This is a genomic window from Paenibacillus lupini (assembly GCF_011761355.1).
GTDB lineage: Bacteria > Bacillota > Bacilli > Paenibacillales > Paenibacillaceae > Pristimantibacillus > Pristimantibacillus lupini.
In genome coordinates, this window is sequence record NZ_JAASRW010000008.1 from 36945 (window position 1) to 57405 (window position 20461).

Genomic DNA, 20461 nt, shown 5'->3' on the forward strand with positions numbered 1-20461 from the left:
ACATGACCTTCCATCTTATGTAACCCCTAAAATAAACAAAAGAAGAGCTCCAACCTTTATAAGTGTTGGAGCTCTTCCCCAAAGCTATGCATATGAACTTTAGTCGTGTCGAATCTGGTTACGCAGATAGCCGTCAATGAAGGCATCCAGATCGCCGTCCATCACTGCGCCAGTGTTCCCTGTCTCCACCGATGTCCGGTGATCCTTCACCATGCTGTACGGATGGAAAACATACGAACGGATCTGGCTGCCCCATGCGATATCCGACTGTTCGCCGCGAATCTCCGCCAGATGCTTTTGCTGCTCTTCGATCTTGCGCTCATAGAGCTTCGAACGAAGCATATTCATCGCACGCTCACGGTTTTGAATCTGTGAACGCTCCTGTTGGCACGCTACGACAATTCCTGATGGAATATGTGTAATCCGGATCGCCGATTCCGTCTTATTGACGTGCTGGCCGCCGGCGCCGCTTGCGCGGTACGTATCGACCTTCAGATCCTCACTACGGATCTCCACTTCAATATCTTCGGTGATCTCCGGCACAACATCACAGGATACGAAAGACGTATGTCTGCGGCCGGATGAATCAAACGGCGAGATACGGACAAGACGGTGAACGCCTTTCTCCGCTTTCAGATAGCCGTAAGCATTGTAACCTTTTACTGCAATCGTTACGCTCTTAATACCTGCTTCATCGCCATCCAGATAGTCAAGCACTTCAACCTTAAAGCCCCGCTTCTCCGCCCAACGCGTATACATCCGGTACAGCATTTGTGCCCAGTCCTGCGACTCGGTACCGCCTGCACCAGGATGCAGCTCGAGAATGGCATTCAGCTTATCATATGGCTGGTTGAGCAGAAGCTGCAGCTCGAAGCCATTAACCTTCTCCACCAGTGCAGCAATTCCTTGAATCAGCTCAGCTTCAAGCGATTCATCGCTTTCTTCCTCTGCCAGCTCCAACATTGTCTGCAGATCTTCCGAGTCCACATACAGCCGATCATACTGCTCAACAACCGACTTAATGGCATTCAGCTCCGCGATCAAGCCCTGCGCCTTCGTATTATCGTCCCAGAAATCAGGTGCAGTCATTTTTTCCTCAAAGTTCGCGATATGCTCCAGCTTCAGATCTAAGTCAAAGAGACCCCCTGAGTTCTTGGAGCCGCTTAGCTACTTCACGCAAATCTTGCTTCACATTTGGTTCTAACATAGCTTTAGCTTCACCTCAAAATTAAGTATGTGCGGCCAATCCACAGTAAATCCGCTTAGACCGCATAAAACGCGCCGTCCTGCCGTGTTGGGCAGTCCGGCGCGTTCAACCGTTATGTTACATTATGCGAATCGCAGGGCTAATGTCACTTACCCATGCCATGGCACATTTTATACTTTTTACCGCTGCCGCATGGGCACAGATCGTTACGTCCTGTACGTTCTTCACGCTTCTTAGGACGTTTCTCTGTTTCAGCAGGACTGTTCGTCGTCGTTTGGCCTTGTGCGACCTCTTGACGCTCCAGATTGCTCTCCACGCGTGCCTTCATGATGTATTTCGCTACTTCTTCCTGGATGCTGTAGATCATTTCCTTGAACATCTCGAAGCCCTCGAATTGATACTCACGAAGTGGATCCGTACCGCCGTATGCACGAAGGTGAATACCTTGGCGAAGCTGATCCATCGCATCGATGTGATCCATCCATTTGCTGTCTACCGCACGCAGTACAACAACCTTCTCGAATTCACGCATCGTCTCGGCGCCAAGCTCGGCTTCACGCTCATCATAATAAGCGACAACCTTGCCCTTAATGAGCTCGATAATGTCTTCCTTCTCTTTGCCCCACAGATCTTCTTTCGTGAAGGTATCTTCCTGCACGAGATTCGAGTTGGCATAGTCAGCGATTTCTTGCAGTTCCCATTCTTCCGGAATATCGCCTTCCGTATGCGCGGCAACCACATGCTCGATAACCGGAACGATCATCTCCATGACAATTTCACGGATATTTTCCGAGTACAATACATCACGGCGCTGCTTGTAAATAACTTCACGCTGCTGGTTCATGACATCGTCATATTGCAGGACGACTTTACGAGTATCAAAGTTGCTGCCCTCTACGCGCTTCTGAGCGGATTCTACCGCACGTGTAATAAGGCGGCTCTCGATCGGTTGATCCTCTTCCAGACCAAGACGATCCATCATGCCCATAATGTTCTCCGCACCAAAGCGGCGCATCAGCTCATCCTCCAAGGAGAGGTAGAACTGCGAGGAACCCGGGTCACCTTGACGACCGGCACGACCACGAAGCTGGTTGTCGATACGACGGCTCTCATGACGCTCTGTACCGATAATGTGCAGACCACCCAGATCCGCTACACCTTCGCCGAGCAAGATATCCGTACCACGTCCCGCCATATTCGTAGCGATCGTAACTCCACCCGCTTGACCTGCGTGAGAAATGATTTCTGCTTCTTCCGCATGGAATTTCGCATTCAATACTTTATGCGGTACGCCGCGTTTTTTCAGCATATCAGCCAATCTCTCCGAGTTCTCGATCGAGATCGTACCCACAAGCACCGGTTGGTTGTTACGATGACGCTCCACAATTTCTTCGACAACAGCTTTGAACTTGCCGTTCTCCGATTTGTAGACAACGTCCTGCAAGTCTTTACGAATAAGTGAACGGTTCGTCGGAATTTGAATAACTTCAAGACCGTAGATCCGTTTGAACTCTTCTTCCTCTGTCTTCGCCGTACCAGTCATACCGGACAGCTTGCGGTACATACGGAAGTAGTTCTGGAATGTAATCGTTGCAAGCGTCATGCTCTCATTCTGAACCTTCAGCTGCTCTTTCGCTTCAATCGCTTGGTGCAGACCATCGCTGTAACGGCGGCCAGCCATAAGACGGCCTGTGAATTCGTCAACGATAACGACTTCTTCCTCATTAACAACGTAATCAACGTCACGCTTCATGATCACATGAGCTTTCAGGGCTTGTTGCACGTGGTGGTTAAGCGTTACGTTGGCATGATCAAATAAGTTCTCGATGCTGAACGCTTTCTCTGCTTTATCCACGCCTGCTTCCGTCAGTGTTACGTTACGAAGCTTAATGTCGACCGTATAGTCTTCTTCTTGCTTCAAGCGGCTAACGAAACGATCAGCTGCGAAATACAGCTCCGTCGACTTTTGTGCTTGTCCGGAAATAATAAGCGGTGTACGCGCTTCGTCGACCAGGATGGAGTCCACTTCGTCTATAATGGCATAATAAAGCGGACGTTGAACCATTTGCTCTTTGTAGAGCACCATGTTGTCACGCAAATAGTCAAAGCCAAACTCATTATTTGTACCGTAAGTAATGTCGCAGGCATACGCTTCCTGCTTCTCTTCATGCGTCAAACCGTGCAGGTTACAACCAACTGTCAGCCCGAGGAAGCTGTACAGTTCAGCCATGATCTGGCTGTCACGTGATGCAAGGTAATCATTGACCGTAATAACGTGTACGCCTTTGCCTTGCAAAGCGTTCAAGTAAGTTGGAAGGGTAGCAACGAGTGTTTTACCTTCACCAGTTCTCATTTCAGCAATCTTGCCTTCATGCAGAACCATACCACCCATCAGCTGTACGTCGAAATGACGCATGCCAAGTGTACGCTTCGATGCTTCACGTACAACCGCGAAAGCCTCCGGCAAAATCTCATCAATGCTTTCGCCTTTTTCAAGACGTGCTTTGAACTCTTCCGTTTTGTTACGCAACTCTTCGTCCGACAGCGGAGTGATCGTGGACTCGAGTCCGTTAATTTCTTCTACCGTTCGCGTGAGACGCTTGACCTCGCGCTCGTTCGCATCACCAAATATTTTTTTCACTAGTCCGAGCATGGTCTTCCCCTTTCGTAAATACGCCTGTTTGCCTTAAATTGTAACAGTTTGTAGTGACCGCCGCAACGCATCACGTTCATTTCCAGCAATAAGCATGTATACATTCATATAAAAGGCCTCTTCCCCATTCGGAGAAAAGGCCGTGATTGGCATTATTGTAAGTATTAATGAAGGAATAATTGCTGGCTTCAGATTATTCTTGCTCGATTAGGCCATATTTTCCGTCGCTGCGTTTATAAACAACGTTCACTTCCTTGTTATCAACATTGGAAAATACGAAGAAAGTATGTCCAATCATATTCATTTGCAAGATCGCTTCCTCTACGTCCATTGGCTTCAGCAAGAAGCTCTTCGTACGAACAAGCTCAAGATCATCTTCCTCATCCAATACGGACACGGCCGTTCCGCCTGCACCTTCCTTAAATAGCGACTTAACGCCGCCTTCATATCGGAACTTACGATTGATCTTCGTCTTATGTTTGCGAATTTGACGTTCAAGTTTGTCCACCACGACATCAATGGAGGAATACATATCCTCACTCTTGTCTTCCGCCCTCAGCATAACGCCAACCAGCGGGATGGTTACCTCAACTGCATGTTTACCTTTGGTTACGGAAAGCGTAACCGTTGTTTCGGAGGCCGGCGCTTCTTCAAAATACTTTTCCAGTCGACTGATCTTCTTCTCAGCATACTCTCGTAAAGCTTCTGTCACTTGAAAACGATGACCTCGAATGATGTATTTCATGGGGCATTCCTCCTTTACGTACTCTTATTATAACATATGCAATCGCCTATTTCAAAATAGTTTTTAGTTTATTATGAATTTTCAGATAATATTTTCGAAGGAAGGCCATTAACAAGTTACTTCATTAATATGTGGATAAGCTGTATAACATGACTCAAAGTTAACGCTAAATAAATAGCCGTATAAAAAATGAAAAGCCCCGGTTTCCCGGAGCTTAAGAATAGGCACTTGTCAATCGAACCATATAATGTGGCTGATGAACCAGCCTGAATGATTACAGTTTGACTACGTTTGCAGCTTGTGGACCGCGAGCGCCTTCTACGATGTCGAATTCGACCGCTTGGCCTTCTTCGAGCGTTTTGAAGCCTTCAGCTTGGATTGCGGAGAAATGAACGAATACGTCGCCGCCTTGTTCAGTCTCGATAAATCCATAGCCCTTCTCTGCGTTAAACCATTTAACTTTACCTTGCATACATAAACAGTCCCTTCATCTTCAAATACTGTGAGGCGTCTAAGTTATGTTATGGCCCACAAGTCGAATATACCATCATTGACACACTATTGTCAATATTTCCATGTAAGCGAATTCATAATTTTTTGATGCCCTCAAAATCTACCTTTTTGCATCAAAAAAGAGGCTGTCTCCGCCGCCATAAGCAGAGTCATATTTCGCCTGAGAACGGCGTCCTTGCTGGATTTTATCCCATTGCTGCCTTGCTTCATCACGCAGGGTTACCATTCTAGCAATGATGACGGACTCAATGGAAATAATCTTGTCCGCTTCTAGGCGGAGAACGGCCAATTTCTCCACAGGGGCTTCCATTTGTTCCAGTTCCTTGAACAGTTCTTCTCGCTGCCGCATGTATTCGTCGAACTGTTCAAGATCAGCGTTATCCAACCGCTCAACCAAATTAGACGACAGTTGAATGAGTCGCTGTAAAAGAGCTTCCATTAGCTTGTCCCGCCATCTGATTGACTTGTTTGGCCGCTTCCACCCATGTTGCCTTCAGTTCGAGCAGATGACTAAGCACCTCTTCGGCCGGTTCGGCATTCTTCTTAGTATTGGCTTCGATAAGCCGTTCTTTGAAGTAATCGTAAAGCAGCAGCAGGCTTTCCGATACCGGGTTCGAGCGATCCAGCGTAATAATGAACTCACTAATAATATCCTGTGTCTTCATGAGACTCGTATGAGCATCCGCATTCCGCTGCTCTCTAATCGCCTCAATGCCTTGACGGCAGAAGCGAATCGCTCCGTCATAGAGCATAATAAGCAGCGAAGCAGGACTAGCCGTTTGAACCGATGTCTGCATGTATGGGTTGCGCGGTTGGTATTGCATGATTTTTATCCTCCTAGGAGCCGAGCAATGATGCTAAGCTTGAGCTTCGTGAGTTCATCTGACTGATGTAGGTTTCCATTTGAGTGAACTGGTTGTAGTAACGGGTTTCCATATCGTCCAGACGGGTTTGGAGACGTGAGATTTGAGTATCAAGATCAAGAGATTCTTTGCCGAGAATAAATGTATTTTTAACGGATGTGCTTGTTCCTGCTTTATCTACAATTTGACTAAATATTGCACTCGCTTGATTATAAAGCCGTGTTGCAACACCGTCTCCTGCAGTTGATGTACTATTTTTATCATCCGAGGTGAACAAAGCCATCACTTCATCCGGCTTCTCAGAAATCATTTGTTTTAACTTCGTTTCGTCGATGTAAAGCTTACCTTTATCCAAATAGCTTCCGCTAACCGATGTTCCGCTAATTAATGAGCTCGAAATCCCGATATCAGACAAGCTCTTTAATTGCCCGGATGCCAAGCCACTAATAGATGAGGATAAAGCTTGCCTCATTGAATAAAGACTGCTTGTAAGAACGGAATCATTAGCAAGCATACCACTTTTTGCCTTTGCTTCCCATTGTGTAATTTGATCGTCGGTCATTTCTTTCTTTTGTGCGTCGGTCAGCGGAGTATAATCCCGATATTTCTCCTCAGTCAATTCCGAGTTAATGGAACCGATCAAGTCGTTGTACTTATCAACAAAGGACTTGATTGTATTAAAGACGGAATCAACATTCTGTGTAACACCAATATTCGTTACATCGGATCCTTCCGCCTTTGCCGTAATACTAAGACCGGCTATTGTGAAGGTGTTCGAATCGTACTCGCCAGCTACACCGTTAAACAGCACCTTAGCATTCTGGCCTTGTTTATAAATAGACGGTGCTGTATTGGTAGGTGTAGCACTCGTCAAACCCAAAGCACCTACTACACCAGCATCAGAAACCGTAGTGAAATCAATCGTTTTAGTATTATCAGGGTTATCAATAACCAGATTACCAGTGGAATTCAAAGATAAAGAAACACCGGTATTCTTAAGCGAATCATTCATCTTGGAAACCAGATCTCCAACGGTTGAGTTCGCAGTAAGGTCTACCTTGTACTCTTGCCCGCCAACTTTTAAGGAGAATGCTTTCCCTGCAAAAGAGGCTAAAGATGTAGTCGATTCCAGCTTAACATTTCCTGTTGTAGTTGCAGCAGTTGTGCTGGTAGTCAGGCCTAAAATCGTGCCTACATCCGCGCCTCTGAGATCGATATCTGAGTTAGCACCTGTTTTGGTAGAAGAGAAAAACATTGTCTTCAAAGTAGAATCGTAAGCTACCTTTACTCCCGTTTTTACGGATTCTGCGTTAATCTTATTAGCAAGATCCTGATAAGTATCCGCGCTCTTAACCTCAACATTAACACCATTGACGCTTATCGTTGTATCCTTGCCAACGGTTGTACCCGTTAAAGTTCCGCTTTTGAGCGTCGCTGCTTTTGCCAGCTGCTGAACTTGCAAGGTGTACGATCCTTCAATTGCCGTTGCCGTTCCTGTTACCGTTGCAACATTTGTATTTGAGGAAGAAGTAGTTTTCGTTAAATAACCGGATTGCAGCTTCATATCGAATGCAGCATTTTTGAAATCCAGTATCTTGTTGTTTATCGCCCGATAATCGTCCTGCTTCCACTGATTAAGCTGTTTCTTCTGGTTGAGTTTATCTAGTGGCACACGCTGGGCATCCATCATTTTTGCTATCATGCTCTCATAATCAATACCCGAAGCAAGTCCGGTTATTCGTAAAGTACTCACTTTTATCCCTCCTAATGCTTACCGTTTCTCGTCAACAATCAAGCCTGCCATTTCCCATAGCTTTGCGATAAAGTCCAGAGACTTCTCTGGCGGGATTTCTCTTAATACTTCCCCTGTTTCTTTATCCTTCACTTTCACTGCGACAAGATGGGTTTTTTTATGTACATCAAACTGCAGTTCTGTTGGTCTTCCCCGCATAGCTTTAACAGCCTGCTCAATATTTCTAAATAACTGCTGTTCTCCTATGCTGATTTTCTCACCCTGGATCTCAGCTAGCTTCACATCTTCAAAGCTTGTATAGGTTCGTGTTCCTTGAACAGCCGTTTCCATCTGTACCGAAGTTTCCGCATACGCTTCTTTGCTTGGAGTACTCTTTGGTGATTCAGATGCTGAATTTCGTTCCGATGGAAAATTCGATCCTGAGATAGATAGATTTGAACTCATCCGAATTTTCCTCCTGCCAGAATAATGTTACCTATTATATCGGCATATTAAAAAGCGATTATTATAGGTACATTGCAAGTAAACCCTATTAAAAAAGAGACCTTAGTCGCCTAAGGTCTCTCTTTATTCCGTAATCGTTAAAAATTAACGGAGAAGTTGAAGTACGCCTTGCGGCTGTTGGTTCGCTTGAGCAAGCATAGCTTGAGCAGCTTGTGCAAGGATCGAGTTCTTCGTTTGCTCCATCATTTCTTTCGCCATATCAACGTCACGGATACGGGATTCAGCAGCAGTCAGGTTCTCGGAAGCTGTACCCAGGTTGTTAATTGTGTGTTCCAGACGGTTTTGAACAGCACCCAGTTTGGAACGCTCGCTGGATACGGTGTTGATAGCTTTATCCAGAACTTTAATAGCGGAGGAAGCACCTTCTTTAGTAGAAACGTCAAGAGCTGCTTCGGATTGAACATCATTCGTACCGTTAGTCACTGAGTTCGCTTTTGTGAATCCAGCTTGGCCAGCATTACCAGTGATTCCAAGTGCAGCTGAACGCATGTCACCGATTGTCAAAGACATCGATTGACCCGAGTTAGCACCGATTTGGAATTTCGTGGAGAAGCCAGAGCCTTGAGCGCCAGGCCCAACTACTTGTTCAATGTTACCAACAGTTTCAGTACCAGCAAAACCGATAGCAGTCAGAGGTCCACCAGTAGCATCCGTCAGAGTGATGTCTTTTCCGCTCTCGGAGATAAATTGAATTTTGTTATCGCTGGAAACAGAAGCGGTCACTTTACCATCAAGTCCTGCTTTTTGCAATGCTGCGTTCAAATCTTTCACAAGATCAGCCGTTGCAGCATTAGCAACGTTTACATCAGCGTTATCTGTATCATAAGTCTTAGCATCTGGACCTAAGCTAATTTCAACTTCACTTTCAGTTCCAACAGCAATCTTAAACGTAGAGTCCGCAGCAATAGATTTCGCAGCAGTACCACCATTTGTCCCTAGTTCAGTAGTAGCTTCGATACCAGCGCGCTCAACTGTTGCTGGAGTACCCTTATCCTCTGTTGGATTTGTACCTGTAATTCCGAGAGCAGTTGCACCGGCTGCATCAAATTTGATCGAACTAGTTGATCCGGAAGATTTGGCAGTAAAAGTGAAAATACCACCCGACTCTTTAATATCAACCAAATCTGAGAGTTTTACTCCACCAGATGTTGTGTTTCCAATGTTAGTTACAGCTTTAGCACCATCAAAGGCAGGAGTTGCCTGACCGTCACTAATATCTGTTCCCGCAAGGTCAAATGTAGTACCATCAACAGTGATTTTACCAGCAGCAATAGTTGTAGCTGTTACTGCTGTATCCGAAGTAAGTGTAGCACTATCGGCTTTTGTTAATTTAACTCCGTCAGTAGAAGCAATACCGCCATTCAGCAATTTTTGAGTGTTGAACTCAGTTGTATTGCCGACACGGTTAATTTCGGAAGTCAGTTGGTTCATTTCATCTTGCAGAGCTGCACGGTCTGTATCCGTGTTCGTGCCGTTAGCGGATTGTGTAGCAAGCTCACGCATACGTTGCAGAATGCTGTGAGTTTCGTTCAAAGCGCCCTCAGCTGTTTGAATCAAAGAGATGCCGTCTTGCGCGTTTTTGGAAGCCATGTCCAAACCACGGATTTGACCACGCATTTTTTCGGAAATTGCCAGACCAGCTGCATCGTCACCTGCACGGTTGATACGAAGACCGGAAGACAGTTTTTCCATCGATTTGGATTGAGCGCTAGAAGCGTTGTTCAATTGGCTCAAAGTGTTAAGAGCTGCAATGTTGTGATTAATACGCATTGTTATTTCCTCCCTGAATGTCTGTTAGTTCCGCATCCTTGCGGAAGCTTACGGTGAAAGGGTCGGCCGCCCCTCCCCCGCGCTTATTATTTATATCGACAGCATTCGAGGAATTTTATAGAGGAAAAACAAAAATTTCTAATTTTATTTATTTGTTTCGATTTTGTTTAAGCAATAGGACTACATCATTCAAAGACTTCAGGCTGCTCACCGCTTCACGATTAGAAGATTGAATATTGGCATAGAGCTCTTTGCGTAATATTTCTATATCCTTAGGGGCTCTGATACCAATTTTCACATTGTCACCTTCGACACCAAGCACAACGACTTCAATATTTCCACCGATCATAATCGACTCATCTATCTTTCGGGATAATACAAGCATGTCGTTCCTCCTTAGGCTTGATATAAAGGCGTTCTTGAACTAAAAGTATGATCATGTATGATGTGCTGTTTGCCGCGATTTGTCGACTTGTTCAGAACGATCGGTGCTAGCAGGTTTATCGTCGATTTCATAGGATCCTGATTTAACGTAATGATCGACCATATCTCTACATCCTTCTCACCAATAAGGCTTAATTCTTGTATGACCGATTCTGGCAAATCCCATTCATAGTCACTATAAAAGAAAAAGGGGTTAGCAATAAGAAACGTGATACTCTCATCCTCTACGGATTGCATTAGCCTTACCGGCATTTCTCCCTCTACCTCAGACAGTGTAAATTGTTGCAAATGTTCAAAGCCCGGTATTCCATTATCGAACTGGTATGTAGTCAATCGAATCCCCTCTTCGTCCTCAAGATAAAAAAGAAAACTACAGACCTCGTATATATAAAGCATATACGTTGTTGGCCTATAGTTTATTAAACCTAATTCTATGAGACTTGTAAAATCACAGCTACAAAACAGTATCTATACTTGGCGGTGTGATCTGCACGGATGCATATTGTCGCATATAAATCTCTGCTTTTCCCGGCGTATATTCATGGATCGGACGATTAGGCGTGACATTCAATTCAACGCCACCCTGCTCAACGGATATCTGCAGCTTGCCTGGTGTAAAAGATACATCTACATTATCGATAGAAGCCATCCCCGTAACGGGCATCGGCGGTCCTTCGATCCGCCAGTCTTTGGACAGGCTTGCGACGGGATTACTCTTCACATGCGCAAGATCAGCGAGCTGCCGGCCTTCTTCCATCCGACGGGCCACGCCCTGAAGCGCAATTTCTTTGGCTTGCGAATAAATCCTGCTTGATACTTCCAGGTTGTTAGCTAGTCCCAATGCATCCCATGCCCGGTCCTGATTAACCTCAAGCACCCCCATAGGCTGCTGAATAGACAACTTCGCTGGAATCTGCCGCATATCGATGGTGGCCTGCGGCTGCTCAATACGCTGCTCTGCAGGTCTCACTTGGATACCAATTAAGGCTGGCTGCTGATGAATTTGAATCTGACCAATCGCCATTAGATCCCTTCCTATCTCAAGAAGTCTACAAGGCTAGGCTGAATGATTTTAGCGCCTGCGGATAATGACGCTTGATAAACGTTTTCCAAGGTGGTCATATTCGTAATCGCTTGCGCCATATCGACATCTTCTACCTTTTGCTGCATCTGCTGGAGATTAACATCCACATCCGACAGCCTGCTTTGTATGATTTCAACACGGTTAACTCGCGCACCAATCTGAGCTCTTGCTGTCAGCATGTTGTTCATTCGAGTATCAATCTGTCCGAGCAGTCCATTAAGACCTTCTTGATCCCCAGATCCCAACATATTATAAGCTCGATGCATAAGTTGGAACAAATTATCACTTGTTGTATCTGACTCATTGCTAGCACCAAACACATCATTTCCGGTCATATTCACATCCATTGTCATTCCTGGAGAAAGCTCATATTGAATGCTTCCGGTGTCGGTCTGGTTGCTGATTGCTTTCAACACTGGTGGATCTGCCAAGGGATCGGATGCTTGATCCAAACCAAGAGTGGAGTAAGGCTTAACACCTGTCTGTTCGCCATTAAACATCTGTTTGCCGTTGAACTGACTGTTTCCTATCTCAACCATTTGGTTGTACAGCTGGGAGACCTCTGTCTGAATAGCTGTAAGACTTGTTTGTTCGAGCGTACCATTAGCACCTTTAACCATCAATTCACGAAATCGTTGAACAATGTCGGTAGCTTGTCCAATCGTTGTATCCATATATTCCAGGGAAGACAAGGCCGCATCTGCATTGTCTGTATACTGATCATTAGAAGCTATCTCACCGCGATAGCGCAAAGCAAAAGTAATACCAACTGGATCATCTGAAGGTTTATTAATTGCTTTACCTGTAGAAATCTGATTTTGCAGCTTGCTCATATTATTCAAATTACCTGTGATATTACTAATCATCTGGGAAGACATCATTGTTTGCGTTACGCGTAATGCCATGTGGCTGCACCTCCGGCTTTATCTAGTAGATTATAGGCCGACGCGGCCCATGCTGTTAATAATGCGATCAAGCGTCTCGTCGATAACGGTCATCACACGTGCCGATGCGTTATAGGCATGCTGGAATTTCACGAGATCAGACATCTCTTCGTCCAGCGATACCCCGCTGACGGACATCCGGCGAGAATCCACCTGTTCAACGATGGTTTTCTGATTCGACTGCAGACGCTGCATTTCCTGAGATTGGACACCAAGTTGACCAACAATCGAGCGGAAAAAGCCGCTGATCGAGTTGCTATCCGTCCCATCAAAAGCAAATTTCGTATCACGTGCTTGAGACATAAGAACAGCCATCGAGTTATTGCCAGCTACAACTGATTCGGTACCATCGGAGTTAAAAGTCACTTTCATAGAAGTTGCTAGCAGGGTAGGGTCTGCAACAATCTTCGGATTAAGCTGAATATTATCCGCTGTTAAATTATCTGTATTGCCATCAGCATCAGTGAATAGAGGTTCACCTTGCTCACCATTCATCGTATAACCTAACTGATGCAGACCGTTCAAGCCTTGTACGGTTACTTTCAAATCTTCCGTTATTTCACGGTTGCCATTGGCAGTGCTGTATGTAACACCATTCAGTACAGTTCCATCCGGCAATACAGAACCCTTGGGAATCGTAACTTCAATATCTCCATTGGCAATGGTATTCGCCATTTGGTTCAATTGATCCACATAGCCTTGGACATATTTATCACGGGATTGAATAGTGCCGTAGATAGCTCCATTATCCAAGTCACCACTGGTAATTGCAGCAGTCATATCATCCAGGGTCAATCCTTGTGACGCCTCGGTGGATTTGCCTGCGACCAGGGTCATACTGCCCATCGTAATCGTATATCCGTCAGATAAGTCCGACACCTTGATATTCGCAAGGCCGGATAATTCGTCAACCAGCGCATCACGTTGGTCCCGCAGGTCATTGGCATCATCGCCAATTCCTTCGATTCGCTGGATCTGCCCGTTCAAGTTAGCAATTGTGCTGGAGATCGACTTGAGGTTATCCAGGTTGATTTGCGCATTTTCCGTCAAATCCATCTTCAAATCACTAAGCTGCTTGGATGTATAGTTAAAAGCATCCATCATCGCCTTCGTCTGTTCCACTAATACTGCGCGGCCATCTGAGCTTTCTGGCGTTTTACTTAAGTCAGACCAGCTGTTCCAGAAGTTCGAAATAACCGTCTGCAAGCCAGTATCACTTGGCTCGTTCACGATCGTCTCCAGCTTTTCCAGCGTGTCCGTCTGTACCGTGTAATTGCCCAGCCATTTGTACTCACTGTAGTACTGGCTGTCCAGGAATTTATCTCTTACCCGTGTGATCGAAGTTGCTTCTACGCCGGTACCAAGCTGGCCCGCTGCAGTGGAGTGTGAATAGCCGTAGGCTTCAATAGGACGAGCTGCAGAAAAGTTAACCCGTTGACGGGAGTAGCCGACCGTGTTGGCATTCGAGATATTATGGCCGGTTGTGTTCAGCGCCGTCTGTGTCGTGAATATACTTCGCTTCGCGGTCTCCAGACCATGGAATGTAGATGTCATCGTATCTTGTCCTCTCTCTGCTTAAGTCTTGAGATTGTAGCGACTAGCACGCTGCACATTCATTCCTTGTACGGCGCGGTGATAGGTAACCTCGTCCTCCGGGGCACCAAGAAGCAAGTCCTGCGTGAACTGCAGATAGTCCAGATTCATCCGAACAAGCTGCTGATTAAACGTGTTAACGTCTTGAAGTGTCTTAATGGCTGCGGACAGCTCCCGCCACATATGCTGAAGCTCCAGCTTCTGCTCGGCATGGTAAACCATCTGGATGAGCTTCTCCATCTTCAAGGAGCGCATATTGCGCAGTCCTTGCTCCACGGTGTACCGCCCAACCTGGAGAAGACGCGTTTGCTCAAGCTCCACAATGCGCTGCACGCATTTTTTCTCCCGGCCTGTAATGAGTGATACCATCTCTACATTCTCTGTGCGGATAGCCTGTGTCTTCTCATTAGCGAACTGGATGAGCTCTTGGTGAGCATTAAGCAATTCCTGCAGGGTGAGCAAAATCTGCCGTACATGTTCGTTCATTTACTCATCATCCCTTCAGGTATGGAAGCAGCTTGTCAGCGATTTTGCCGGCATCAACCTTATATGTGCCTGCAGATACGGATTGTTTAAGTTCTTCGATACGCTTCTGCCGTTCTGGACTATTCGTTTGGCTGGTGGAGAGCATTTCCTTCGCCTCCGCGGAGATCTCTACTATATCCTTCTGCTTCTTCTTATTCGCGCTATCAACCCGTTGATCCATTTGCTTCTGGTAGTTGTTATATGCGCCGATCCGATTCGTCTCATTTATCTTCATGGATAATCACCTCTTTAGTTAAACAATAGAAAAAAACCGATAACCTTTAACAGTATTATCGGTTTAGCAAGTTTGAAAATGAATAGGCCAACTTATGGGCTAAAAGATTAATTTTACCGGTTTTTATACTGGTCAATCCCTTTATAATAGACCTTCTCCGCTGCACTCTTGGATGCTTCCCTGGCTTCGTCTTCATGCATTTTCTGAGTATCCTTGATGAGGCGGGAACGGCAAGGGTTGCAAATATTATTCTCACGAATCAGGGTACCACATACTTCGCAAGGATACATGAGATTCGGGGCGTTATACAGCGATATCCGGCCTTCTTTAATAAATTTCGTAATCTGTTTGATCGAGACGCCTGTTGCATCGGACAGCTCCGTTATAATGGCACCCTTTTCTTTACGCAAAAAAGTAGAGCACAACTCGTATTCTTTATCGATATCCTTTATACAAGTTGGGCAGACATCACGAAAATTTTTGGCAAACAACTTGCCGCACCGAGGACAATTGTCCAAATTCATCATCGATTCCCCATTCCAGCAATCAAAGTAGTTAGGGTTATTCTAACGGATTAAGGGATTTTTTTCACTAGTAATCTTGTAAAAGAGGATTAAAGCTAGGATCTGGCCCAGGTTAGGGCATAGATTTCGAGCGGAATCTGCGATTGTTGATGCAGTGCTGTTGCGCAGGCCTGAATGGTACTGCCCGTCGTGTAGATGTCGTCGATGAGGAGAAGACGGATGGATCGTGCTGGTTGTGGAAGGGCATGCGGCTTACTAATACTAGACTCGTAGGGTGCAGCCGAAGCGGCGCTCAAACCAGCGATCACCTCGGGTTTTGCCTGAAATAAGTGCCGGGTATCCTTCATACGCTCTGGGCGGGTCTTAAAGCTTTGCTTCTCGGTATGCCTTTCTCGGATCAGCATATCGTGGAGGGGAATGTGATATTGACTGGCTAAAATAGATGCAAACCGCTGCGCTTGATTGAACCCCCGCTCCTCTGCCCGCTCCATGCTTACCGGAACGAAGGTTATAGCATCCCATCCATAAGATGGATTGGCAGCTTGAGAGCCTCCGCTTCGCGATAGGGCTTCTTTTGTCAGTGCGGCAAATGCAGGGAACATCATTTCGGCTAGCAGCTGCTCCAGCTTCTCATTGCCGCGGTACTTGTACTGGGCCAGCCACTCTCGCATTTCACTGCTGTATTCCACAGCACTGCGATTGGCAATAAACTTTGCATCTGAACGGCGGATACAGTCCGTGCATGTGATCCCTCGACCGCATATCCGGCATTTGATCGGAGTAAGCCATGGTATGGCCGCTTGGCAGGAGGAACAGATTGATTTTGCAAAAGAGGACGGCAGATAGGATAGGTAAGTTTGAAGCTGACTATTGTTCGCTGATCTTTTCGAATGAGGCGCCGCCCCTGCTTCTTTCCCGCAGAAAGGGCATGAGGAGGCGCTGCTGCTGAGCAGGCGAATGGTTTGATGAAGATCATGGGAAGTTCGCTGAAAAAGATGCTTGAAGAACTGTCGCATGGGATGCCTCCTTCTGTAATGAATGGTGAAGATGACTGCTGTTGAGTTAGTATCAGGCCGTTGAGTGACTATGTGTGATATGAAAGCTGGTTGTGTTGAGTAGGGCAGGAGAGCTATGTAATTAATAATGCGGTGATATTGTGGGGTGTACTCATCCCTTTTTGATGATTGGGTTTCGCTGCTTGAGCCAGCGGCTCCACCATGATTGGGAATTCTCGGTATGAATCAGATATCCTCGTTTGCCCGCGATTCGGTTCATTCCACGAATATGGCGGACAGCTGCAATTTGGGATCGGGTACGTTCCCTGCCGCAAAAGAAGACATGACCATTAGGGTCATCCCCAGATCTCCCCGCTCTGCCGGCCATCTGGACAAGGGAAGCTTCGTCGAATAAACGCCCGTCCGCATCCAGAATATACACATCGCTGCGTGGTATCGTTACGCCTCGCTCCAGGATGGTGGTTGTTACCAGAACTCGAATTTCACTTGTACGGAATCGGCTTACCTTATCTGCTCGATAAGGATCTTGCGATGAAGTTCCTTCGATAGCCGCGATCTTCAATACAGCACGCAGCAGCTTAGCCATTGGTTCAACCTGTACAATACGCTGTACAAAAATAAACAGTTGGGCACCACGTTCCAAAGAGTGATGTAGAGCTGTACGCAGTGTTTTTGGCAAAGACTTAGTCTGCAAAAGTTTGGCGACTGATGGCGTCCGGAGCAGTCTTGGCACCGGCAGTGGATGGCGATGATAACGGACAGGCACCCTTGCATGAGGCAGTTCGCCTCTTCTCGCTCTGCGTTGAAGCTCCACTGGCGGTGTGGCAGAGAGCAGCAGCTTTGGTCCGTGAGGGGCGCAGCTTTTATTTGCTGCATAATGCAGCATCGGATCGCCGTGGTAAGGAAAGGCATCCAGTTCATCTATAATGACCAAGTCAAAAGATTGATAGAATCGCATCAGTTGATGGGTTGTCGCCAGCGTAATATCTCCCGCTTCCCAGCGCTGCTCGCTGCCGCCATATAAGGTGACAACTCTAGCTTTGGGGAAAGCTCGTCTTATCCGTGGGTCAAGCTCGATTACGACATCCCGGCGTGGAGTTGCAATTAAAGCTTTACCGCCGCGTACGAGGACGGATTCAACAAGTGGAAAAATCATTTCGGTCTTGCCTGCTCCGGTGACCGCCCATAGGAGGAACTCCCTTTGGCGCTGTTGCGGCAGTCGCGCTTCGATGAAATGAAGCGCTGACTCGGTGGCGGCAGCTTGTGCGGGGCTGAGCTGCCATTTGGGCAGGTCGGCCGGGATGGAGCCGGCCGGCAGCTGTGGGGCTGGCATGCCCAGCACCAGCAGCTCGCATTCGCGGCTGCGCCCCATCGTGAGGCATGCCGAGCAGTAGGCGCACATGCGCCCGCACGCTGCGCAAGCCGTGCGGTGCATGTGCGCTTCGCCGCTGCCGCATCGCTTGCAGCGGCACTCGCGCTGTCGCCGCCGGCCGCTTTCGGCGGCAACAGCGCCTGTAAGGCGCAGCCAGCTTAGCAGCTGCGCCAACTGCAGTGCGCCGCCGATGTCTGCGGCGGCGCCATCAAGCAGGGCGTGCGCTTCGCTGCGAAGCAGCGCACGGCCCTGCATGGCCTTGGCGGCCAGCAGCGCAGCTGCCGCCAAGGCCTCCCGCGCGCGAGCAGCTGCGCGCGCGGGGTTAGGGCTAGAGCCGCCCGCGTCAGCGGCGGCTCGCGCCCAGCGCCGGGCAAGCAGGCTGGCATCGCCAGCAGCCTGCTTGCCCGGGCGCCCTAGTGGCGCGCCGGCCGCTTCGCGGCGCGCCTGCTCGATGCAGGCCGCAAGCTGAGCGAGCGGCCCTTCCATCGTACTCCCCCACTCAGCCTCAGCTTCTTCCCACAGCTGCACACTACGTATGGCGTCGCCCAAAGGCATAGCTTCTCTCCATAGCAAACCAGCTTCCGCTTTTACCCCTCCCAATCTAAACTCTACCGCCTTACTCCGTTCTCTCTGTTCTCTCTTTATACCTAGCTCTCTATCAGCTCGCAAAGCCGCTTCTGCCAGCCCCTCCTCCATCCAAAACTCCCTATCAACTTCCGGATTAATAGTCATCTGAGCAAACCATTGCCCTGCAATATGGATGAGATACACATTAGCCTTCACCAGTCCCCGCCTCTCCCGCACGCAAAAAAGCACACCTCAATGACGCTTATCGCATCATCGGGGTGTGCTTCACTCCGTGCTTTCAATTAATTTCCATTATAGCTCAAAATGGCATTTTCGACAAATCTGAAGGATTCTGCAAATCTACAAGAATAGCCTGGTCAGGCCTGCTCACAATTCCCTCACTTCGTAACGTCCACATCAGATCTGCTGAAGGGTTCTCCGATTGAGAGCGCTTTCGATCATTTAAACCTTCATCCGCATAAACCGTTATATTCCGGTTACCTTCACGGAGCCTCTCGACGATTTCTGCAGTCTGTTCTGCAGAGTGACCATCTACAACGGTTAAATGAACATCCGTCCCCATTCGGCGTGAATACGCTGAAAACTGGCGAATAAACATTTCCATCTTCATATGCTGATCATGAGCAACAAGAACATAATGCTTACTTTCACGGGTCTTGCCTCGCCGAAGCCTATAAGCCACATGCACCGATGCGGCGGCCAAAGCATAACAACCAATCACAAGAAGTAAAATCGCAATCAGGTCGGCCACCTCCTCTTTGTGACAATATATGCCGTTATGCGCCCAGTGGTTCCGGCCATTTGGACAAGGAGGACAAAATGTGCGATCGACAGGTCATTTCACCTGATGTAAAATAAATACAATACAAAAACGCGTGTGAAGCACACCGCTCTTATCCCATTTCTAACGGGAGAGCCGTGTGCTTTTTTTATTTTCTATAAGGAGTGAGTTAGCTATGTTCGAAGCTCAATACGAAGAATGGTTAAAAGCACAGTTTGCATCCAGCAGCAGCGAACGCAAACGAAGATTGGAGGAGGAGCGTCATGCCGAGGATTTATTCCTCAAAAATGTTTGGTGGCCGGCAGTTGGACAATTCGAGCATTTGCACGGTGAATACGAGGCAAGTGACTATAAGGATGGTCAACGTTTTCTAGACTATGCCTACATACGTGAGCCCTACAAACTCTGTATCGAGATCGACGGTTACGGCCCTCATTGCCGTGATGCCGACCGAAGGCAATTCGCAGACAGCCTGATGAGGCAGAATCATCTAATCCTAGATGGATGGATCGTGATCCGTTTCTCCTATGACGACGTCAAGAGCAAACCGCGCCAATGCCAACAATTCATCCAACAGCTCTTTGGCAAGCTCTACAGCCTAAAGCCCGACACCGACCTTACTCTGGAGCAGAAGGAGATCCTGCGATACATGAAACTCCTTCGAAAGCCGGCTACTCCTAAAGATATCAGCTTACTGTTGGACGTTAGCACAAAGTATGCCCGTAAACTTCTCATAGAAATGGTAGAACAACGTCATCTGCAGCCTGCAAAAGTCACTGATCACCGCGTCCGGGCTTATAGACTACATATCATTACGTCCATCTCGAACTAGTTTCCATTCTTTACAGACGATAAGACCCTCGCAGGGTCTTATGTCGCCCCGCACTCACCATTTCTCCGCATCCAACCACCTTTTGCTCGCCGATAAGACCCTACCAGGGTCTTATCACACACAAACTAGCTACTCTCTTCCCACATAAGACCCTCGCAGGGTCTTATGTCGCCCCGTACTCACCCTTTCCCCGCATCCAACCACCTTTTGCTCATCAATAAGACCCTGCCAGGGTCTTATCACACACAAACTAGCTACTCTCTTCCCACATAAGACCCTCGCAGGGTCTTATCCCACCCCGCACTCACCATTTCCTCGCATCCAACCACCTTTTGCTCACTGATAAGACCCTGCCAGGGTCTTATTGTCCCAAAACTAGCTACTACACTTCCACATAAGACCCTCGCAGGGTCTTATCCCACCCCGCACTCACCATTCCCTCGCATCCAACCACCTTTTACTCATCAATAAGACCCTACCAGGGTCTTATCCCACACAAACTAGCTACTCTACTA

Annotated in this window: 21 protein-coding genes; 1 reads left to right on the plus strand and 20 read right to left on the minus strand. The window is 47.3% G+C overall.

Going from position 1 to position 20461, the window contains the following annotated elements:
• Positions 1–99 precede the first annotated feature (99 nt).
• From prfB to FHS17_RS23725, 20 genes are all read right to left on the minus strand, one after another.
• Positions 100–1207 (minus strand): peptide chain release factor 2 gene (prfB, locus tag FHS17_RS23630; RefSeq protein ID WP_167280931.1). Its coding sequence is split into 2 segments (ribosomal slippage): positions 100–1134 and positions 1136–1207, totalling 1107 coding nucleotides; the frame shifts between segments, so codons are not numbered across the junction.
• A gap of 145 nt (positions 1208–1352) precedes the next feature.
• Positions 1353–3860, minus strand: coding sequence for a preprotein translocase subunit SecA (gene secA / locus FHS17_RS23635; RefSeq protein WP_167280932.1), 2508 nt, complete (start codon positions 3858–3860; stop codon positions 1353–1355).
• Positions 3861–4053: 193 nt separating this feature from the next.
• Positions 4054–4605: a ribosome hibernation-promoting factor, HPF/YfiA family gene (gene hpf / locus FHS17_RS23640; RefSeq protein ID WP_167280933.1), complete on the minus strand. Its 552-nt coding sequence runs from the start codon at positions 4603–4605 to the stop codon at positions 4054–4056.
• Between the two features lie 274 nt (positions 4606–4879).
• A complete protein-coding gene (locus FHS17_RS23645; RefSeq protein ID WP_015847290.1) occupies positions 4880–5077 on the minus strand; it encodes a cold-shock protein in 198 nt (65 codons plus the stop codon).
• A gap of 141 nt (positions 5078–5218) precedes the next feature.
• Complete coding sequence (locus tag FHS17_RS23650) at positions 5219–5557, minus strand: hypothetical protein (RefSeq protein WP_167280934.1); 339 nt, start codon at positions 5555–5557, stop codon at positions 5219–5221.
• A complete protein-coding gene (fliS, locus tag FHS17_RS23655) occupies positions 5517–5942 on the minus strand; it encodes a flagellar export chaperone FliS (RefSeq protein ID WP_167280935.1) in 426 nt (141 codons plus the stop codon). Before fliS ends, FHS17_RS23650 begins: the two co-directional genes overlap by 41 nt.
• 13 nt (positions 5943–5955) lie before the next feature.
• Positions 5956–7734, minus strand: coding sequence for a flagellar filament capping protein FliD (fliD, locus tag FHS17_RS23660; RefSeq protein ID WP_167280936.1), 1779 nt, complete (start codon positions 7732–7734; stop codon positions 5956–5958).
• Positions 7735–7752: 18 nt separating this feature from the next.
• A complete protein-coding gene (locus FHS17_RS23665; RefSeq protein ID WP_167280937.1) occupies positions 7753–8178 on the minus strand; it encodes a flagellar protein FlaG in 426 nt (141 codons plus the stop codon).
• A gap of 144 nt (positions 8179–8322) precedes the next feature.
• The gene (locus tag FHS17_RS23670; protein ID WP_167280938.1) at positions 8323–10008 is read right to left on the minus strand and encodes a flagellin N-terminal helical domain-containing protein; all 1686 of its coding nucleotides are present in this window, start codon (positions 10006–10008) and stop codon (positions 8323–8325) included.
• A 148-nt stretch (positions 10009–10156) separates the two neighbouring features.
• Positions 10157–10393: a carbon storage regulator CsrA gene (csrA, locus tag FHS17_RS23675; RefSeq protein WP_167280939.1), complete on the minus strand. Its 237-nt coding sequence runs from the start codon at positions 10391–10393 to the stop codon at positions 10157–10159.
• Between the two features lie 11 nt (positions 10394–10404).
• Positions 10405–10785: a flagellar assembly protein FliW gene (locus FHS17_RS23680; protein ID WP_167280940.1), complete on the minus strand. Its 381-nt coding sequence runs from the start codon at positions 10783–10785 to the stop codon at positions 10405–10407.
• A 121-nt stretch (positions 10786–10906) separates the two neighbouring features.
• On the minus strand, positions 10907–11476 hold the full coding sequence (locus tag FHS17_RS23685; RefSeq protein ID WP_167280941.1) for a DUF6470 family protein: 570 nt from the start codon (positions 11474–11476) through the stop codon (positions 10907–10909).
• A gap of 11 nt (positions 11477–11487) precedes the next feature.
• Positions 11488–12441, minus strand: coding sequence for a flagellar hook-associated protein FlgL (flgL, locus tag FHS17_RS23690; RefSeq protein WP_167280942.1), 954 nt, complete (start codon positions 12439–12441; stop codon positions 11488–11490).
• 30 nt (positions 12442–12471) lie between these two features.
• Positions 12472–14034, minus strand: coding sequence for a flagellar hook-associated protein FlgK (gene flgK / locus FHS17_RS23695; RefSeq protein ID WP_167280943.1), 1563 nt, complete (start codon positions 14032–14034; stop codon positions 12472–12474).
• Positions 14035–14055: 21 nt separating this feature from the next.
• A complete protein-coding gene (locus tag FHS17_RS23700; protein WP_167280944.1) occupies positions 14056–14559 on the minus strand; it encodes a flagellar protein FlgN in 504 nt (167 codons plus the stop codon).
• A 7-nt stretch (positions 14560–14566) separates the two neighbouring features.
• Positions 14567–14833, minus strand: a complete 267-nt coding sequence (gene flgM, locus FHS17_RS23705; protein WP_167280945.1) for a flagellar biosynthesis anti-sigma factor FlgM — start codon at positions 14831–14833, stop codon at positions 14567–14569.
• Positions 14834–14946: 113 nt separating this feature from the next.
• Entirely contained in the window at positions 14947–15357 is a 411-nt protein-coding gene (locus tag FHS17_RS23710; RefSeq protein ID WP_167281185.1) for a TIGR03826 family flagellar region protein, read from the minus strand.
• Between the two features lie 95 nt (positions 15358–15452).
• Positions 15453–16373: a ComF family protein gene (locus FHS17_RS23715; RefSeq protein ID WP_167280946.1), complete on the minus strand. Its 921-nt coding sequence runs from the start codon at positions 16371–16373 to the stop codon at positions 15453–15455.
• Positions 16374–16524: 151 nt separating this feature from the next.
• Positions 16525–18528, minus strand: coding sequence for a helicase-related protein (locus FHS17_RS23720; protein ID WP_167280947.1), 2004 nt, complete (start codon positions 18526–18528; stop codon positions 16525–16527).
• A gap of 103 nt (positions 18529–18631) precedes the next feature.
• A complete protein-coding gene (locus FHS17_RS23725) occupies positions 18632–19084 on the minus strand; it encodes a hypothetical protein (protein ID WP_167280948.1) in 453 nt (150 codons plus the stop codon).
• Between the two features lie 205 nt (positions 19085–19289).
• Here FHS17_RS23725 and FHS17_RS23730 point away from each other — a divergent pair, with 205 nt between their 5' ends.
• The gene (locus tag FHS17_RS23730; RefSeq protein ID WP_167280949.1) at positions 19290–19946 is read left to right on the plus strand and encodes a DNA-binding response regulator; all 657 of its coding nucleotides are present in this window, start codon (positions 19290–19292) and stop codon (positions 19944–19946) included.
• Positions 19947–20461: the final 515 nt, after the last annotated feature.

Bases quoted from the DNA above. Each gene is read 5' to 3' on its own strand.
- FHS17_RS23650 (WP_167280934.1), bottom strand. From the start codon at position 5,557: ATGGAAGCTCTTTTACAGCGACTCATTCAACTGTCGTCTAATTTGGTT.
- FHS17_RS23645 (WP_015847290.1), bottom strand. From the start codon at position 5,077: ATGCAAGGTAAAGTTAAATGGTTTAACGCAGAGAAGGGCTATGGATTT.
- FHS17_RS23685 (WP_167280941.1), bottom strand. From the start codon at position 11,476: ATGGCGATTGGTCAGATTCAAATTCATCAGCAGCCAGCCTTAATTGGT.
- hpf (WP_167280933.1), bottom strand. From the start codon at position 4,605: ATGAAATACATCATTCGAGGTCATCGTTTTCAAGTGACAGAAGCTTTA.
- secA (WP_167280932.1), bottom strand. From the start codon at position 3,860: ATGCTCGGACTAGTGAAAAAAATATTTGGTGATGCGAACGAGCGCGAG.
- FHS17_RS23670 (WP_167280938.1), bottom strand. From the start codon at position 10,008: ATGCGTATTAATCACAACATTGCAGCTCTTAACACTTTGAGCCAATTG.
- FHS17_RS23715 (WP_167280946.1), bottom strand. From the start codon at position 16,373: ATGCGACAGTTCTTCAAGCATCTTTTTCAGCGAACTTCCCATGATCTT.
- FHS17_RS23665 (WP_167280937.1), bottom strand. From the start codon at position 8,178: ATGAGTTCAAATCTATCTATCTCAGGATCGAATTTTCCATCGGAACGA.
- flgK (WP_167280943.1), bottom strand. From the start codon at position 14,034: ATGACATCTACATTCCATGGTCTGGAGACCGCGAAGCGAAGTATATTC.
- fliS (WP_167280935.1), bottom strand. From the start codon at position 5,942: ATGCAATACCAACCGCGCAACCCATACATGCAGACATCGGTTCAAACG.
- FHS17_RS23730 (WP_167280949.1), top strand. From the start codon at position 19,290: ATGTTCGAAGCTCAATACGAAGAATGGTTAAAAGCACAGTTTGCATCC.
- FHS17_RS23700 (WP_167280944.1), bottom strand. From the start codon at position 14,559: ATGAACGAACATGTACGGCAGATTTTGCTCACCCTGCAGGAATTGCTT.
- flgL (WP_167280942.1), bottom strand. From the start codon at position 12,441: ATGGCATTACGCGTAACGCAAACAATGATGTCTTCCCAGATGATTAGT.
- csrA (WP_167280939.1), bottom strand. From the start codon at position 10,393: ATGCTTGTATTATCCCGAAAGATAGATGAGTCGATTATGATCGGTGGA.
- flgM (WP_167280945.1), bottom strand. From the start codon at position 14,833: ATGAAGATAAATGAGACGAATCGGATCGGCGCATATAACAACTACCAG.
- FHS17_RS23710 (WP_167281185.1), bottom strand. From the start codon at position 15,357: ATGAATTTGGACAATTGTCCTCGGTGCGGCAAGTTGTTTGCCAAAAAT.